The 15,959-nt window shown below is 69.4% G+C and carries 12 protein-coding genes and 1 tRNA gene; 4 read left to right on the forward strand and 9 right to left on the reverse strand.

All coding sequences use genetic code 11. From position 1 onward, the window contains the following. Window positions 1–58: 58 nt before the first annotated feature. From ACT3CF_RS15860 to ACT3CF_RS15870, 3 genes are all read right to left on the reverse strand, one after another. Window positions 59–322, reverse strand: coding sequence for a hypothetical protein (locus ACT3CF_RS15860; RefSeq protein ID WP_478424391.1), 264 nt, complete (start codon window positions 320–322; stop codon window positions 59–61). Beyond that, window positions 319–3,291 (reverse strand): excinuclease ABC subunit UvrA, encoded by a 2,973-nt coding sequence (gene uvrA, locus ACT3CF_RS15865; protein ID WP_478424393.1) that lies wholly within the window; start codon window positions 3,289–3,291, stop codon window positions 319–321. Before uvrA ends, ACT3CF_RS15860 begins: the two co-directional genes overlap by 4 nt. Window positions 3,292–3,497: 206 nt before the next feature. Further along, window positions 3,498–6,500: a TonB-dependent receptor domain-containing protein gene (locus ACT3CF_RS15870; protein ID WP_478424395.1), complete on the reverse strand. Its 3,003-nt coding sequence runs from the start codon at window positions 6,498–6,500 to the stop codon at window positions 3,498–3,500. Window positions 6,501–7,217: 717 nt separating this feature from the next. On the opposite strand from ACT3CF_RS15870, the gene ACT3CF_RS15875 reads away from it, so the two are divergent. Next, complete coding sequence (locus tag ACT3CF_RS15875; RefSeq protein WP_478424397.1) at window positions 7,218–7,850, forward strand: tyrosinase family protein; 633 nt, start codon at window positions 7,218–7,220, stop codon at window positions 7,848–7,850. After that, window positions 7,847–8,635, forward strand: a complete 789-nt coding sequence (locus tag ACT3CF_RS15880) for a tyrosinase family protein (RefSeq protein ID WP_478424399.1) — start codon at window positions 7,847–7,849, stop codon at window positions 8,633–8,635. The genes ACT3CF_RS15875 and ACT3CF_RS15880 overlap by 4 nt, the downstream gene beginning before the upstream one ends. On the opposite strand, the gene ACT3CF_RS15885 is transcribed toward ACT3CF_RS15880, so the two are convergent. Next, complete coding sequence (locus ACT3CF_RS15885; RefSeq protein ID WP_478424401.1) at window positions 8,583–9,374, reverse strand: M24 family metallopeptidase; 792 nt, start codon at window positions 9,372–9,374, stop codon at window positions 8,583–8,585. The genes ACT3CF_RS15880 and ACT3CF_RS15885 overlap by 53 nt on opposite strands. 156 nt (window positions 9,375–9,530) lie before the next feature. Here ACT3CF_RS15885 and ACT3CF_RS15890 point away from each other — a divergent pair. Continuing rightward, window positions 9,531–9,606, forward strand: a tRNA-Glu gene (locus ACT3CF_RS15890). A 187-nt stretch (window positions 9,607–9,793) separates the two neighbouring features. Here ACT3CF_RS15890 and recJ read toward each other — a convergent pair. The 4 genes from recJ to ACT3CF_RS15910 all read right to left on the reverse strand — a co-directional run bounded on the left by recJ (window position 9,794) and on the right by ACT3CF_RS15910 (window position 14,132). Beyond that, a complete protein-coding gene (gene recJ / locus ACT3CF_RS15895) occupies window positions 9,794–11,557 on the reverse strand; it encodes a single-stranded-DNA-specific exonuclease RecJ (protein WP_478424403.1) in 1,764 nt (587 codons plus the stop codon). Between the two features lie 80 nt (window positions 11,558–11,637). Then, window positions 11,638–12,366: a 2OG-Fe(II) oxygenase gene (locus ACT3CF_RS15900; protein ID WP_478424405.1), complete on the reverse strand. Its 729-nt coding sequence runs from the start codon at window positions 12,364–12,366 to the stop codon at window positions 11,638–11,640. Window positions 12,367–12,487: 121 nt separating this feature from the next. Beyond that, the gene (locus tag ACT3CF_RS15905) at window positions 12,488–13,399 is read right to left on the reverse strand and encodes an RcnB family protein (RefSeq protein WP_478424407.1); all 912 of its coding nucleotides are present in this window, start codon (window positions 13,397–13,399) and stop codon (window positions 12,488–12,490) included. Between the two features lie 160 nt (window positions 13,400–13,559). Beyond that, window positions 13,560–14,132 (reverse strand): (2Fe-2S)-binding protein, encoded by a 573-nt coding sequence (locus tag ACT3CF_RS15910; protein ID WP_478424409.1) that lies wholly within the window; start codon window positions 14,130–14,132, stop codon window positions 13,560–13,562. A gap of 80 nt (window positions 14,133–14,212) precedes the next feature. Between ACT3CF_RS15910 and ACT3CF_RS15915 the strand changes: the two genes are divergently transcribed. Continuing rightward, on the forward strand, window positions 14,213–15,013 hold the full coding sequence (locus ACT3CF_RS15915) for a DODA-type extradiol aromatic ring-opening family dioxygenase (protein WP_478424410.1): 801 nt from the start codon (window positions 14,213–14,215) through the stop codon (window positions 15,011–15,013). A gap of 43 nt (window positions 15,014–15,056) precedes the next feature. Here ACT3CF_RS15915 and ACT3CF_RS15920 read toward each other — a convergent pair whose 3' ends face one another. Then, on the reverse strand, window positions 15,057–15,818 hold the full coding sequence (locus tag ACT3CF_RS15920; protein ID WP_478424412.1) for a class II aldolase/adducin family protein: 762 nt from the start codon (window positions 15,816–15,818) through the stop codon (window positions 15,057–15,059). Window positions 15,819–15,959: the final 141 nt, after the last annotated feature.

Below are 15,959 nucleotides of genomic sequence, written 5' to 3' on the forward strand. Positions count from 1 at the left end.
CTTCGCCACCTGCTTCGGCGTGCCTTCGGCGACGATCTCGCCGCCTTTCAGAGCGGCTTCATAGCCGTGCGATCATCCGTGCCAGCGCAGCGACGGCCTCTGGTCCTTGCGCAACGAGGACGTTCGCCACCCGCGACATCTGTTCGGCGATACGCGGCGAATGCATGCGCTTTACTTCGATATAGAGATCGTGTTCCGGCAGGTAGAAGTCGAGCCGAGCGGTGTTGGCCGGATGCGTGTCGTCCACGAAGGCGATGCCGGCATCGAGCAGTGCCTGCTCGATGCGTCGTTCCATGGGGTCGTGGCGACGCGCTTCGCTCACCCCGCCGCCACCTTCGCCGCCTTCCGCGGCTTGAGCAACGGTGCCAGATACCGCCCGGTATAGCTGCCCGGCACCTTCGCCACCTGCTCCGGCGTGCCTTCGGCGACGATCTCGCCGCCCTTCACGCCGCCCTCGGGGCCCAGGTCGAGGATCCAGTCGGCGGTCTTGATGACGTCGAGATTGTGCTCGATCACCACCACCGTGTTGCCCTGTTCCACCAGCGCGTGGAGCACTTCCAGCAGCTTGCGCACGTCCTCGAAGTGCAGGCCCGTCGTCGGTTCGTCGAGGATGTACAGCGTCTGCCCGGTGGCGCGGCGCGCCAGTTCCTTGGCGAGCTTCACCCGCTGCGCCTCGCCGCCCGACAGCGTCGTCGCCTGCTGGCCGACCTTGACATAGCCGAGGCCCACTTCGGCGAGCATCGCCATCTTGTCGCGGATCGGCGGCACGGCCTTGAAGAACTCGACCGCGTCTTCCACCGTCATGTCGAGCACGTCGGCGATCGACTTGCCCTTGAACTTCACCTCCAGCGTCTCGCGATTGTAGCGCGCGCCTTGGCACACGTCGCAGGTGACGTAGACGTCGGGGAGGAAGTGCATCTCGATCTTGAGCACGCCGTCGCCCTGGCACGCCTCGCACCGGCCGCCCTTGACGTTGAAGCTGAACCGGCCGGGCTTGTAGCCGCGCGCCTGCGCCTCGGGGAGGCCGGCGAACCAGTCGCGGATGTTGGTGAAGGCGCCGGTATAGGTCGCCGGGTTCGAGCGCGGGGTACGGCCGATCGGCGACTGGTCGATGTCGATCACCTTGTCGCAGTTCTCGAGGCCCGTGATCCTGTCGTGCTTGCCGGCGAGCACGCGCGCGCCGTTGAGCGCCCTCGCGGCCGCGGCATAGAGCGTGTCGAGCGTGAAGCTGGACTTGCCCGAGCCGGAGACGCCGGTGATGCAGGTGAAGGTGCCGAGCGGGATGCTGGCCGTCACGCCCTTGAGGTTGTTGGCGGTGGCGTTGTGCACCGTGATCTTCTTGCCGTTGCCCTTGCGGCGCTTGGCGGGCAGCGGCACCTCGCGGGTGCCGTTGAGGTAATCGGCGGTGATGCTGCCTTTGGTGGCGAGCACCTCGGCGAGCGTGCCTTGTGCCACCACCTGGCCGCCATGGACGCCGGCGCCCGGCCCCATGTCGATCACATAATCGGCGGTGCGGATCGCATCCTCGTCATGCTCGACGACGAGCACGGTGTTGCCGAGGTCGCGGAGGCGTTTCAGGGTGGCGAGCAGCATGTCGTTGTCGCGCTGGTGCAGGCCGATCGAGGGCTCGTCGAGCACGTAGAGCACGCCCGACAGCCCGCTGCCGATCTGGCTGGCGAGGCGGATGCGCTGGCTCTCGCCGCCCGACAGCGTGCCCGAGGTGCGATCGAGGTTGAGGTAATCGAGCCCGACATTGTTGAGGAAGCCGAGCCGCTCGTCGATTTCCTTGAGGATCGCGCGGGCGATCTCACGCTGCTGGGGGGTGAAGGTCTCAGGCAGCGACTGGAAGAAGCCGAGCGCGTCGACCACCGAGAGGCGGGTGGCATAGGCAATGTCCTGCCCCGCCACCTTCACCGCCAGCGCCTCGGGCTTGAGGCGGGCGCCGCCGCAGACCTCGCAGGGGTGGCTGGCCTGGTACTTGCCCAGTTCCTCGCGCATCCAGGCGCTTTCGGTCTGCAGCATGCGGCGGTTGAGGTTGCCGATCACGCCCTCGAACGGCTTCCTGACGTCGTAGCTCTTGCGGCCGTCAACGAAGGTGAGGGTGACCGGCTTGCCGCCGGTGCCGTGGAGGATGATGAGCTTGACCTCGCCGGGCAGGTCCTTCCACGGCGTATCGAGGCTGAAGCCGAACTCGCGGGCGAGGCTGCCCAGCACCTGCATGTAATAGGGCGAGGGCGGGTTGGATTTCGCCCAGGGGACGATCGCGCCCTTCTTGATCGACAGGTCGTGGTTGGGGACGACGAGATCCTCGGCGAATTCGAGCTTTTCGCCGAGGCCGTCGCACGCAGGGCAGGCGCCCTGGGGGGCGTTGAACGAGAAGAGGCGGGGCTCGATCTCGGGGATGGTGAAGCCCGAGACCGGGCAGGCGAACTTTTCCGAAAAGACGATGCGGTTCGGCGGCAGGCCGGTGCCCTTCATCTTCTTCTTGGGCGCGTCGGCATCGGCGCCCTCGGCCTGGAACGGCTGGGGCAGCTCGCGCACCGACGATCCCTGCACCGCCTCGACCGTGGTATCGACCAGGTCGACATAGGCCAGCCCCTCGGCCAGCTTGAGCGCGGTCTCGAAGCTTTCGGCCAGCCGCGTGCCGATATCGTCGCGCACCACCAGGCGGTCGACCACCACTTCGATGTCGTGCTTGAACTTCTTGTCGAGCGCCGGAGCTTCCTCGATCAGATACATCTCGCCGTCGATGCGGACGCGGCTGAAGCCGGCCTTCTGCCACTCGGCGAGTTCCTTGCGATACTCGCCCTTGCGCCCGCGCACCACCGGCGCGAGCAGCAGCAGCCGGGTGCCCTCGGGCAGCGCCAGCACGCGGTCGACCATCTGGCTGACGGTCTGCGCGCTGATCGGCAGGCCGGTGGCGGGGGAGTAGGGGACGCCGACGCGCGCCCACAGCAGGCGCATGTAATCGTAGATCTCGGTGACCGTCGCCACCGTCGAGCGCGGGTTGCGGCTGGTGGTCTTCTGCTCGATCGAGATGGCGGGGCTGAGGCCCTCGATATGCTCGACATTGGGCTTCTGCATCAGCTCGAGGAACTGGCGCGCATAGGCCGAGAGCGACTCGACATAGCGGCGCTGCCCCTCGGCATAGATGGTGTCGAAGGCGAGGCTCGACTTGCCCGAGCCCGACAGCCCGGTGATCACCGTCAGCGTGTCGCGGGGAATGTCGATGTCGACGCCCTTGAGATTATGCTCGCGCGCGCCGCGGACCGAAATGGTGGTGAGTGCCATGGAGGAAGGTTCTAGCTTTGTTCTGACGAGGATGCCAGAGCCCAGATAGGGAGCGGGGGCGGCATGTGCCACCTGTCTGCGGGGGCGGGCGGTGTCCGGTCGCTGAGCAACACGCGCGGACGGTCACGCGCCCGACGATCGCCGCTGCGACAGGCAAAAAAAGGGCGGCCCGAAGGCCGCCCCCGACAAGGTCGTTCGATCGAACGTCAGAAGTTGAACTTGGCGCCGGCAGCGAAGTTGCGGCCGACGAGGCCGGTATAGTGCCAGCTGCTGAGATAGTTCGGGTTGCTGGTATAGGCGCCCGCAGCGAGCGGCGCGCGCACGTTGAACAGGTTCTGGACGTTGACGAAGAAGCGGAACTGCTTGTTCACTTCGACGCTGGCATTGAGGTCGAAATACAGGAACGGGCGAACATAGCACTGGTTCGGCCCGGTCTGCCCCGGCGCCAGCGAGTTCTTGCACGACAGGTCGATCACCCCGTTGACCGGCGTGATCTCGTCGGCCGCCACCTGCTTGATCCGGCCGACATAATAGGCGGTCGCGGTCAGCGTGTAGGGACCGTATTCGAGCGTGTTCTGCCAGTTGCCGCGGATGCGCGGCGTACCGCCGCCCGACGACAGTTCGTACGGCCCGAGCGTACCGGCGTACTTCTGAACGACGCCCGCCGGCGTGACCAGATCGAGCCGGAAGACATCGGTCACTTCGAGCCGGCTGGTGAAGCGCACGCCCTCGCTGATCGGGATCCGCGCGGTCGCCTGGACGTCGATGCCCGAGCTGACCTGATAGTTGGCGTTGACGAACGGCACGTTGAACACGAGCAGGCGCGGCAGCGCGTTGGGGTTGCTGGGGTCGGGCGCGTCGACGACGTTGCACGAATAGCCCGGACCCACGGCGGCGAGCGCGGCGCAGCCCGCCGTTGCGTTGGTCTGTGCGTAATAGGCGGCAATCGCCTGGGCGCGCAGCGGCCCGCTGACGATCAGCTTCGACTTCTTGATGTTGTAATAGTCGACCGTCAGGCTGAACCAGTTGGTCGGCTTGAAGATCGCCCCCAGCGTGAGGCTGCGCGACGTTTCCGGCGCCACATTGGGATTACCCGTCGCACCGCTGCCGATATTGTAGCTGGTGGTATAGGCCGCGTTGCCGGGGTGCGCCGCGACGAAGCTGCTGGGCGGGTTGAAGGGGGAGAAGCCGGCATAGCTGCTCGCCGGGTTGCTTTCGGCGAAGGTCGGCGCCCGGAATCCTTCCGAATAGGTGCCGCGCAGCGCGACCTGCGGGATCGGCGTGAACATCAGCGCCAGCTTGGGCGAGAAGTGGTTATAGCCTTCCGAATAATGGTCGTAGCGGCCCGACACGTTCAGGTTGAGCTGCTGGACGATCGGCGCATCGAGTTCGAAGAAGGCGGCGGCCACGGTATGGCGGCCGGTCGCCGACGAGGTGGTCAGGCTATAGTAAGCGAGGTTCGCGTTCTGGTTGCGGTTGAGCAGCGTCTCGCGGCGTACCTGGCCGCCGACTGCGAGGTTGAGGTCGCCGCCCGGGAGCTGCATCAGCGCCTTGGTGATCGAGGCGTCGAGCGTCGCCGTCGTCGAATAGGACGGCGTGGTCACGTCCGGCGAGATCTGGTTGCGGACGGCCGCGCTGTTCTGCTCCGGATTGACGAAGTTGTACGCACCCGTGCTGACCGCGCGCAGCAGGCCCTGGATGTTGATGAAGCCATGCTGGGTCACGCTGAAATCGTCGCGTGCATAGACGCCGTCGACGCGGAAGCCGAAGCCGTCGCCGAAGGTGCCCGACACACCCGCAGTCGTCCGATAGACGTTGACGTAACGGTCGCTGCCGGCCGGGATGTCGCCGAACAGATAATAGATGCGGGCCGCGCCCTGGTCCGGCGTTGCCGCATAGGCCTGGGCATAGGGGTTGTTCGGGTTGAGGCGCCGATCGGCGGCGGTCGCGCAGTTGGTGCCGGCCGCACAGACATAGACCGGCAGCACGATGCCCGGGCTGCTCGACGCCGTGGCCGGCGAGCCGCCGAAGGGCTGCGTCTGGCGGATGCCCGACGGCGTTCCCTTGATGCTCACTTCCGAGCGCGAGAAGCTGCCGGTGGCATAGGCCTCGATATTGTCGCTCAGGCGCACGCTGAGGCGGCCGGTGGCCGAATAGCGCTGCTGCTTCGGCTGGATGATGCTGTATTCGTCGGGCAGGTTGTGCTTGCAACCCGTGCCCTGGGCCAAGCCGCTGGTCACCGTGAAGGTGCCGTAGGGGCAGCTATTCGGGTTGAGCAACTGATACTGGGTGGTCAGCGGCGTGCCGACCATGCCCGCGAGCGGATTGTTGAGATCGGTCTGCGTCACGCGCGTGACGACGGCCTGCGGGTTGGGGGTGGTGAGCGAGTCGTCGTTGCGGTTGCGATCGGTCAGCCCGCTCGGCGTAAGATCGAGCGTGTTGAACGGATAACCGCGCGAGTTGTTGGTGATGTACCCGTCATAGGTATATTCGCCGTTGAGGTAGAAGTTCCACCCCTGCGCCTGATAGTCGCCGAAGCCGGCGGTGAGCGTCGCCCGGTAGCGCGAACCGTCACCCTTTTCGGTGGTGCCGCCCTGCGCGGAGCCCTCAAGGCCCTTGAACTGCTTCTTGGTGATCAGGTTGACCACGCCGCCGATCGCATCGGCGCCGTAGGTCGACGAGGCGCCGTCCTTGAGCACCTGGACATTGTCGACGATGCTGAACGGGATCGAGTTGAGGTCGACATAGGCGTTATGCCCGTCGTCGTTCAGCGGGAAATTGGCCGAGCGCAGGCCGTCGATCAGCACGACCGTCGACGACACGCCGATACCGCGGAGCGAAACCGCCGCGCCGCCCGCCGAGAAGCCGTTGCGGAAGCCCGTCGAGATCGAGCCGGCGCTGTCAGCCGAGACCGAGCGGATCGCGTCGTTGACCGTGGTGATGTTCGAACGCTCGAGCGTTTCGGCCGACAGCACGGTCAGCGGCGACATCGAGGTGGCGTTCGAATTGTGGAACAGCGTACCGGTGACGACGATTTCGCTGCCGGGGGTCTGACCCGACTGGGCGTCCGCCGGCTGCTGCTTGGCGGTATCCTCGGTGGCCGACGCCGGCGCGGTCTGCGCATGGGCCGGCGCGGCGAATGCGCTGAGCAGCGCGGCGAGCGAAATGCCGTAGCGCAGCGAGGCCGCCGTCGTTTGAACAAGCTTCATCTATTTTTGACTCCCTGAGGCGGTCCGCGCCCGCGATCGGCCGGTATCCCGCCTGCTTCTCCCCGCAGCCCGTGAAGAGCTTTGATTGTTGCTGTGAATGGCGTTCTTGTAATGAAGTGTAAACAGGGTAAGCGTTGTCGGAAACAATCCGGTCGTAGTTTGTGGCATTCGAGCAACATTCCGTATTTTCCCGGGGCGCCGCCGTCGCAGCGGCGGGGTTTCGGTCGGTTTCGGAGCAGGTCGGCGCGCGCGGGTGGGGACGGGTTCGTTTCGGATGCGGCGTGGCGGTGCATCGTCGCCCCGGTCGTGGTAAACTGCGTCGCAATTCCTGACGCGACGGCAGCGACCGTCGGCGCCCCCTCGGTTCGCGCGTTGCTGTTCAGGGAGGATTCGATGCTCAAACGCCTGTTGTTCGGCGTCGGCGCGTTCGCTGCGCTGGCGACCGCCTCGCCGGCGGGTGCCCATGGCCCCGCCGCCGGGGCGTCCGGAACGATGCCCGTTCCCGCCACGGTTCCCGCGGCCCTTGTTCCCGCCGCCTTCGTTCCCGCGACCCTTGTGCCCGCGACCCTTGTGCCCGCCGGCGCCTTGCCCGGCGCCGGTCCGGCCTGACGGATCGACGAGGCGGCGCACGACGCCGCGATCGACCGCGCCTTTGCCGCCGCGCGCGCCGAGCTGGAAGCCGCGGCGCATGCGGCGCTGGGCAGCGCGTGGCGGCCGATGCCCGCCGCCGACACGCTGCCCGAGCGCAAGTCGGTGACGGCGCTGACCGCGAGCGAGGTGACCAGCCTGCGCAACGGCATCGCCCAGATGATCGCATGGAACACCGCGCCGCGCGGCAGCGCCGAGTTCAAGCGCAGCCTGACCTATTGGGCGAACATCCACAGCTATATCGGCAAGCCGTGCTCGAACCCGCTGGCGCTCAACTATCCGGGGATGAGCGGGCTGACGGTGCAGGGCGCGACGACCGACGACGAGAAGGCGACATGGTGCACGTGCCAGCACGGCACCGACCAGTTCCTGACCTGGCACCGCATGTGCCTCTATTATTTCGAGCAGGTGCTGCAGGCGGCGTCGGGCGACCCGAAGCTGCGGCTGCCCTTCTGGGACTATGAGACCGACGGGGCGATCCCCGACGTCTATCGTGCGCCCACCTATCTCGACGCTGCGGGCAAGCAGGTGCCCAACCCGCTGTACGTCGGCAACCGCCAGGCGGAGCTCAACGCGGGCAAGGCCAAGCTCGACCCCGCGGTGACGTCGACGAGCGGCGCGATGATCGAGACCGACTATCTGCGCTTCGACAATGCGCTGGAAGCACGCCGCACGGCGCGGTGCATTGCGCGGTCGGCGTGAAGAGCTGTCCCAGCGGCTATATGGGCTATGTTCCCACCGCGGGGAACGACCCGATCTTCTATGCCCACCACACCAATATCGACCGGCTGTACGAATGCTGGCTGGCGGTCGACCAGGCGGCGCGGTTGCCGCAGGACCCGGCGATGCTGACGCAGCAATTCTCGTTCATCGACGGGACGGGCGCGCTGGTGACGCGCGTGGTGGGCGACATGCTGACGACGCAGCAGCTCGGCTATCGCTATGCCGCGGGCGGCGGCTGCCCGACCGGCGCCGAGGCGGCCGCGCAGCGCACGCAGGCCCGGCTGAAGACGCAGGTGACGGCGCCGCGCGTGTTCGCGCGGGCGGGGACGACGACGCTGAAGCGCGGGACGACGCTGGTCCCGCTCCAGATCACGCCGGCGCAGAACAAGGCGCTGCTCACCGCCAGTGCCGCGCCGAACGGCGCCGCGCCGCGGCTGGTGATCGACGGGCTGCAATATGACACGCTGCCGGGCGTGCTCTACAAGGTCTATCTGCAGAACAAGGCGGGCACGCGGCGCCTGCTGGGCGTCATCAACTTCTTCAACGCCACCGCGCCGCACGACCATGCCGGGCATGACGGCGCGATGCCCGACACGCTCAACTTCGACGCGCGGGCGGCGATCGCGGCGCTGGGCGGCGGCGCCGGGACGCTGGTGATCGAGCCGAGCAGCGGCGTGACCGGGACCACGCCGGCGCAGGCGGCCGAACAGGTCAATCCGGCGGCCAATGTCCGCTTCCGCTCGGCGCGGATCGAACTGCGCTGAGCGGCGTCCGCGGCGACGCCGGTTGCTCGGCGTCGTCGCGGATCAGCCGTTCGTAGAAGCCGCCGAACGTCCCCGACGGGTCGATGAGGTGGATTTCGAGAATCCAGTGGCGCCGGCGGCCGTTGCCGTCGGGGTCGCGCAACCGCCCGGGATTGTCGGGCGCGATGCGGTTGGCCGCCTTGCCCCCCGGCAGGTGCGCATGGGGAAACTCGGCGACGACATGCCCGGCGATGCGCCCGCCGAACCGCCAGCCCGCCGCCGCGGCCGAGGCGCAGGCAAAGGCGTAGAGGTCGGCGCCGCTGATGTCGGGATCGGCGCGGAAATGCGCGGCGACGGCATCGAACTGGCGCGGCAGCGCGGCGCAGAGCGCGTGCCGGACCGGATCGGCGCCGAGCGCATGGCTGTAGCCGACATCGGCCTCCCACGCGCCGACGACGGGGCCGAGATCGAGAAAGACGATGTCGTCGTCCCCGATGACGCGCACCGGCGGATTGTCCGACGCGGTGGCGAGCGTGTTGGCACCCGCGCGGACGATGCGCTTGTGCCAGTGGCGCGTGACGCCGAACTCGGCCGCCGCCAGCGCCTGGATGTCGCGTTCGACCGCGCGTTCGGTCCGGCCGGGCGCGATCAGGCCGAGCGCCGCGATCCGGTCGAGCAGGTCGAGCGCGCGATCCTCGGCCGCGATCAGGTGGCGGCGGCGGGCGGCTTCGTCGAAGGGCGCGGGGGCGGGGCTGGACATGGCCCCGTCCATGCCAGCCGCAACGCCGCAGGACCAGTGCGGCAAGCGCGGCAAAGCCGGCGGGCGGGGCGGCGCGGGCAAAAAAGTGTCGCCCGTGCGAATTAGGGTGTTGACGCCTATCCGATCGTCGCCTAATCGGCCGCTCCACGCTTCGGCGGCCCCTTCGTCTAGCGGTCTAGGACGCGGCCCTTTCACGGCTGAAACACGGGTTCGAGTCCCGTAGGGGTCACCACCCTTTCCGAGCACATGGCTCTGGAAAGGCGGGTGCGGCAGGCGCGCAGACGCGCCGCCCCCAACCGTCGTAATCCTTCCATCGCCCGAACGTCATTCCGAGCGCGCGCGCGGTTCGTGCCGATGGCTGTCCGTGCCGATCGTGCCGATCGGGGCCTGCGCGGGCTCGCGGCGATGCGCCGCCGGGCTCAATCGGCCCAGGCGGCGTCCTCGACATGAAGTTCGGCGGCGGGACGGCTGCCCCAGTCGTCGATGCGCGCGCGGCCCGCGATCCACAGGCGGCGATGCGCGGGAGCCGAGAGAAGTGCGGCGCCGAGATCGGTCTCGGCCTGGCGGAATGCCATCGCCTTGAGGCTGCGGCCGTCGTCGCCCGCGACGATCGCGCGGACATGGCCGTTGCCGACGACATCGGCGCGCACGACGCGAACCGGCCCGGCGGCGACGCGCGGCGCGGGCCAGCCCATGCCATAGGGGCCGCCCGCCTCGAGCGCCTCGACCAGCGTCGGCGAGACGCCGGTGGCGGCGACGACCGCGTCGAGGAGCAGCGCGCGTTCGCCCATCGCCTGGGCGACGCGATCGCCGAGGCGCTCGTCGAGAAAGGCGGCGAAGGCGTCGATCGCATCGGCGGCGATCGTGACGCCGCACGCCATCGCATGGCCGCCGCCCGCGATCAGCAGCCCGGCATCGCGCGCGGCGAGCACCGCAGCGCCCAGATCGACCCCCGCGATCGAGCGCCCCGACCCCTTGCCGATGCCGTGTTCGTCGAGCGCGATGACGATCACCGGACGTCCGAGCCGTTCCTTGAGCCGCCCCGCGACGATGCCGATCACGCCGGGGTGCCAGCCGGGCGCCGCGACGACGGTGACGGCGCGCGCTGGCTGGGCGAGGCAGAGCGATTCGGCCTCGGCCTGCACCGCCGCCTCGATCGCGCGGCGCTCCTCGTTGAGCGCGTCGAGCTCGGCGGCGATCGCGCGCGCCTCGGCCGGGTCGCGCGTGGTGAGCAGCCGCACGCCGAGGTCCGAGCGTCCGACGCGCCCGCCGGCATTGATGCGCGGCCCGAGCGCGAAGCCGAGATCGGTGCAGGTCGGCGCACGGGTGAGCCGCGACGCCTCGATCAGCGCGTCGAGGCCGATGTTGCGGCGGTGCGCCATCACCTTGAGCCCCTGCGCCACGAAGGCGCGGTTGAGCCCCCGGAGCTGGGCGACGTCGGCCACGGTGCCGAGCGCGACGATGTCGAGCAGGTCGAGCAGCCGCGGTTCGGGCCGGGCGGCGAAGAAGCCGCGCGCCCGCAGCACGCGGACGAGCGCGGCGCCGAGCAGGAAGGCGACGCCGACCGCGGCGAGGTGGCCGTGCGCGGCGCCTTCGTCCTCGTCGAGCCGGTTGGGATTGATGACGGCATAGGCGCTGGGCAGCTCGGCGGCGCATTTGTGGTGATCGCACACGATCACCTCGGCCCCCGCAGCCTGTGCCGTGGCGAGCGCGTCGAACGCCTGCGCGCCGCAATCGACGGTGACGATCAGCGCCGCGCCCTCGTGCTTGAGCCGCACCAGCGCCTCGCCCGAGGGGCCATAGCCTTCCATCAGCCGGTCGGGGATATAGGGCCGCGCCTCGATCCCCAGGTCGCGCAGCAGCAGGATGAGCAGCGCCGCCGAGGTCGCGCCATCGACGTCGTAATCGCCGAAGATCGCGACCTGTTCGCGGCGTTCGACCGCGTCGGCAAGGCGTTCGGCGGCGCGGTCCATGTCGCGGAAGATCGACGGATCGGGCATGAAGGCGCGGATGCTGGGCGTGCGGTGCGCCTCGATCGCGTCGCGCGGGCAGCCGCGCGCGAGCAGCAACTGGGTGACGAGGTCGTCGGGCGCGAATTGCGGATCGCGCGCATCGGCGGCGAGCCCGCGCCAGTGCCAGGGCTGGCCGAGGATCGAGCGATGGACGTTGAGGACGGGGGACATGCCCCCTGCTTTACGAGGCGCGGCGGCGTGCTGTCGAGGGCGGGACTCGGTACGCGGGGGAACGCGCGCGGAGGCGCCGTTCAGCCGGTGACGGCGTCGTCGCGGCCCGCGATATAGGTGCGGATCGGCTGGCGCAGCCAGGCGCGCTCGCGAAACCATTTGGTGATGACGTATTTGGTGCCCGCGAGCACGCGCATCCCCTCGTGCAGCGTATCGTAATTGGGGCTGCCGTCGGGCGCCATGTTGTTCCAGATGACGAGTTGCCGCCGTTTCGGGCGGAAGCGGATGCCCGCGCGCGGGAACCAGGTGGCGCCGCCTTCCTCGACATCGTTGAGATAGACCATCGCGGTCCAGGTCCGCTGGCCGCCGCTTTCCTGCATCTGCGACCAATAGGCGCTGTTTTCGTGGAAATAGTCGCAATGCGCGCGGAACTGCTGGCCGACGGCATAGCGCTGGCCCTGCATCGTCTCGGCATTTTCGGGCGGGATGCCGAGCAGTTCGGCGATGCGCGTGTCGATCCGCGCGACCTCATCGGTCCAGCGGTCGAGATCGGCGCTGTTGCTGGTGCGGTAATCGGGATCCTCGCTGGTGGCGAGCAGCGTCGACGGGCGCGCGCTGGCGTCGATCCGCGCGATCAGCGCGTCGCATTCGGCATCGGTGAGGAAGTCGGGATAGGTGAACATCTGCGCCGTCGCCACGTTCGCGCGGCGGACGGCGGGATTGGCTTCGAGCCGGGCGGCGACGTCGTGGCCGATCTGGGCGCGCAGCGGCGAGGGGCCGCCCGAGGGGGATACGGTCTTCTTGCTCACGCGCTTCGCATTGCCCGGCAGGGGGCGGATTGCAACCCGGCAATCGCCGGATGGACAGCGGGCCCCGACAGGCCCCGCCGGAGGCGGACGGCCGGGGCATCGCCGCCCCGGCCGGTGCCGCTTACCAGAAAATGCCGTAGATCACGTCGACCACCTCGCCCGAATAGATGTCGACGAGCAGCGCATCGTTGTAATAGCGGACCCAGCGATAGGGGCCATAAGCCTCGGGCAGGCGATAGGCATAGGGCTCGGCGATCCAGTATTCGGGCGCGAACAGCATCGTGCTGATCGTGATGCCGATCGAGAAGCGGCGATAGCCATAGCCCCAGCCGTGCGGCGCATAATAGCGCGGCATCCGGTAGAGTTCGCGGTTGCTGTAGCGATAGCTGCGCCAGTCATAGCGGGGGTCGTTGCGCCAGCGATTGTCCCAGCGGCCGCGATCGTCCCAGCGCGGAACGCGGTTCCAGTCGGGACCGGGGCGGCCGTTGCGGTCGTGCCCGTCCCAGCGGCGCGGATCGCCGGGGCGCGGGGCAACGCCCGGACCCCAGCCGGGGCGGCCGGGCTGGTGCCATTGCCAGTCGGGGCTGCCGGGAACGCCCGCACGCGGCACGTCGGGGCGGCTGGTGCCGCGCCAGTCGTTGCGCGGCGGCTGGCGCGGATCGACTCCCGACCGCGGCGGCACGCCGTCGAAGCGCGGCGCGGGGGCGGGCGCCGGATAGCCCCAGGGGCGGCCGGGGGCGCCGCGCCAGTCGGGTCGCGAGTCGGGGCGGGGCGCGCCGGGACGGAAGCCGTCGGGGCGCGGCACATCGGGGCGCGGCGGCGCGGGCTGCGTCGGCTGGGTGGGGGCGGGGCGCGGTTGCCAGCTTCCCCAGTCGCCGCGCTGCCACGCGCCGCGATCACCCGAAGGACCGCCGCGATCGTCGCGGCGCGGACCTTCGCCATGCTGCCAGTTGCCGCGATCCTGCGCGAGCGCCGCGGGCGGAACCGCCATGGTGGCGGCGAGAAGCGCCGCGCTGAGCATCTGCCTGAACATCGTCTGTGCGTCTCCGCTCGAACCGGCGATCGTCCCCGGGACCGAGTAGCCGGCCTTGTGCCACGCTAGCGATGAGCGGCGGCTGAACCCATAAGCAATGTTGCCGAAAGCTTTCCCGCGCCGGGGCAGCGGCCCGGCCGGGCCGCGGCGCCGCGGCGGGTCAGCCGCCGTCGGACGTCGCCGCGGCGTCGGGGCCGGCATCGGCGGGCGCGTTGACGCCGTCGCCCTCGGTCCCGTCGTCATCGTCGCCGTCGTCGCCGCCCGCGTCGAGCGGGGCGTCGCCGCGCGCGATCCGGGCCGCGTCCTGAACCGCCGCGATCAGCCGCGGATAGATGCCGCAGCGGCAGATATTGGGGATCGCGGCGCGGATCTCCGCCTCGCCGGGGTTGCGGTTGGTGCGCAGCAGCACCGACGCCGCCATCACGATCCCGGGGATGCAGAAGCCGCACTGGACGAGATTGGCGGCGAGGAACGCCTGTTGCACGGGGTGGCTGCGATCGCGCGACAGCCCCTCGATCGTCGTGACGAACGTGCCTTCGAGCGCGCCGATCGTTTCCTGGCAGGCGAGCCGCAGCGTCCCGTCGACATCGACCGCGCACGCGCCGCATTCGCCGGTGCCGCAGCCGAACTTGGTCCCCGTGAGGTTCGACGCATCGCGCAGCGCCCAGAGCAGCGGCGTGCGCGGGTCCATCTGATAGGCGACCGGCTGGTTGTTGACGGTGAAGCGAGTCATGGCCGCAGGGTCTATCGCGAAACGCGCCGTTTCCGAAACGGACATTGCGGGCGCGCGCGGCGGGTCCGACATTGCGGGGCATGAGACTTCCCACGCTGTTCGTGCCGCATGGCGGCGGCCCCTGCTTCTTCATGGACCCGGCGGGCGGCCCGCCCGACCCGATGTGGCAGCCGATGCAAGCCTATCTGGCCGGGCTGATCGCCGGCCTGGCCGAACGGCCGCGCGCGATCGTGATGATTTCGGGCCATTGGGAGACGGCCGAGCCGACGGTCCATCTGGGCGCGGGCAAGCCGCTGCTTTACGACTATTACGGCTTTCCCGAGCATACCTATCGGCTGCGCTGGGACGCGCCGGGCGACCCCGCGCTGGGCGAGCGCGTCCGCGCGCTGCTGGCCGGAGCGGGGTTTGCCGCGGCGGCCGAGCATGCGCGCGGCTGGGACCATGGCGTGTTCATCCCGATGATGGTGATGCGGCCCGAGGCCGATGTGCCGCTGGTGCAGTTGTCGCTGCGCCGCGACCTCGACCCCGCCGCGCATCTGGCGATGGGCCGCGCGCTGGCGCCGCTGCGCGACGAGGGCGTGCTGATCGTCGGATCGGGAATGAGCTTTCACAACATGCGCGCCTTCGGGCCGCAGGTGACGCCGGTTGCCGATGCGTGGGACGCCGCGCTGACCGAGGCGGTGACCGATCCCGATCCCGAACGCCGCGCCGCGCGGCTGACCGCGTGGGAGAAGCTGCCTTACGCGCGCCATGCCCATCCGCGCGAGGAGCATCTGTTGCCGCTGATGGTGGCGGCGGGCGCGGGCGGCGCCGATGCGGCGCGGTGCGACTTCACCGGCCATGTGCTCGGCTGGACGGTGAGCGGCTATCGCTTCGGCTGAACGGCGGCCGTGCCCCCGGCGGACGGGGGCACGGCGCGCGCGGTCAGTCGCGCCAGCCGCGGTCGATCCGGTCGACCAGGCGGACCATCGCCGCGAAATCGGGCGCACCGGGGCCGCCGGGGAGCTGGACGCGCGAAATGTCGCGCTGATGCACCGCGACGACCTCGTCCGGAATCGCGAGCGGGCGCCCCATCGACAGCGTCGCGAGCTGGATCTCGCACGCGCGCTGGAGCGCCCAGTGCTTGACGAACGCCTCGGGCAGCGTGCGCCCCATCACGAGGATGCCGTGGTTACGCAGGAACATCACGCGCCGGTCGCCCAGATTGGCGAGCAGGCGTTCGCCCTCTTCGGCGCGGACGGTGACGCCCTCGAAATCGTGATAGGCGATCTGGCCGATGAAGTTGCACGCATAGAAGTTGATCGGCTGGAGCCCGCCTTCGAGCGCGCTGACCGCCATGCCCGCGGTGGTGTGCGTGTGCATGATGCAGTGCGCGTCGGGCAGGTGGCGGTGGAACACCGAATGCTGGGTGAAGCCCGCGAGGTTGACCGGATAGGGCGAGCCGTCGAGCGTGTTGCCGTCGATGTCGATCTTGACGAGGTTCGACGCGGTCACCTCGCTGAAGTGCAGGCCGAACGGGTTGATGAGGAAGGCGCCGTCCTCGTCGGGCACCTTTACCGTGATGTGGTTGTAGATCATCTCGGACCAGCCGAGCATGTCGAACACGCGATAACAGGCGGCAAGCTGTTGCCGCGCCGCCCATTCGGCATCGCTGATCCGCGTGCGCAGCGCCGGTGCGGTGGCCATCGTCATCCTCTCCCAGTCTTGTTCTTGTGGCGCGAGGCTATGCCAGCCCCTGCGCCGCGGCAAGCGGGAGACGACAGCGCCGGCACGGCGGATCCGCCCCGGCGCGGGACCGGCGCGCGCCGCCGGCGAAGCTGACCGGCC

It is taken from the genome of Sphingomonas chlorellae, from assembly GCF_056485145.1.

What these genes read in the sequence shown, in the direction of transcription:
- ACT3CF_RS15920 (WP_478424412.1), bottom strand. Translation starts at nt 15,818, where the DNA reads ATGGCCACCGCACCGGCGCTGCGCACGCGGATCAGCGATGCCGAATGG.
- ACT3CF_RS15905 (WP_478424407.1), bottom strand. Translation starts at nt 13,399, where the DNA reads ATGTTCAGGCAGATGCTCAGCGCGGCGCTTCTCGCCGCCACCATGGCG.
- uvrA (WP_478424393.1), bottom strand. Translation starts at nt 3,291, where the DNA reads ATGGCACTCACCACCATTTCGGTCCGCGGCGCGCGCGAGCATAATCTC.
- ACT3CF_RS15885 (WP_478424401.1), bottom strand. Translation starts at nt 9,374, where the DNA reads ATGTCCAGCCCCGCCCCCGCGCCCTTCGACGAAGCCGCCCGCCGCCGC.
- ACT3CF_RS15875 (WP_478424397.1), top strand. Translation starts at nt 7,218, where the DNA reads ATGCCCGCCGCCGACACGCTGCCCGAGCGCAAGTCGGTGACGGCGCTG.
- ACT3CF_RS15870 (WP_478424395.1), bottom strand. Translation starts at nt 6,500, where the DNA reads ATGAAGCTTGTTCAAACGACGGCGGCCTCGCTGCGCTACGGCATTTCG.
- ACT3CF_RS15910 (WP_478424409.1), bottom strand. Translation starts at nt 14,132, where the DNA reads ATGACTCGCTTCACCGTCAACAACCAGCCGGTCGCCTATCAGATGGAC.
- recJ (WP_478424403.1), bottom strand. Translation starts at nt 11,557, where the DNA reads ATGTCCCCCGTCCTCAACGTCCATCGCTCGATCCTCGGCCAGCCCTGG.
- ACT3CF_RS15915 (WP_478424410.1), top strand. Translation starts at nt 14,213, where the DNA reads ATGAGACTTCCCACGCTGTTCGTGCCGCATGGCGGCGGCCCCTGCTTC.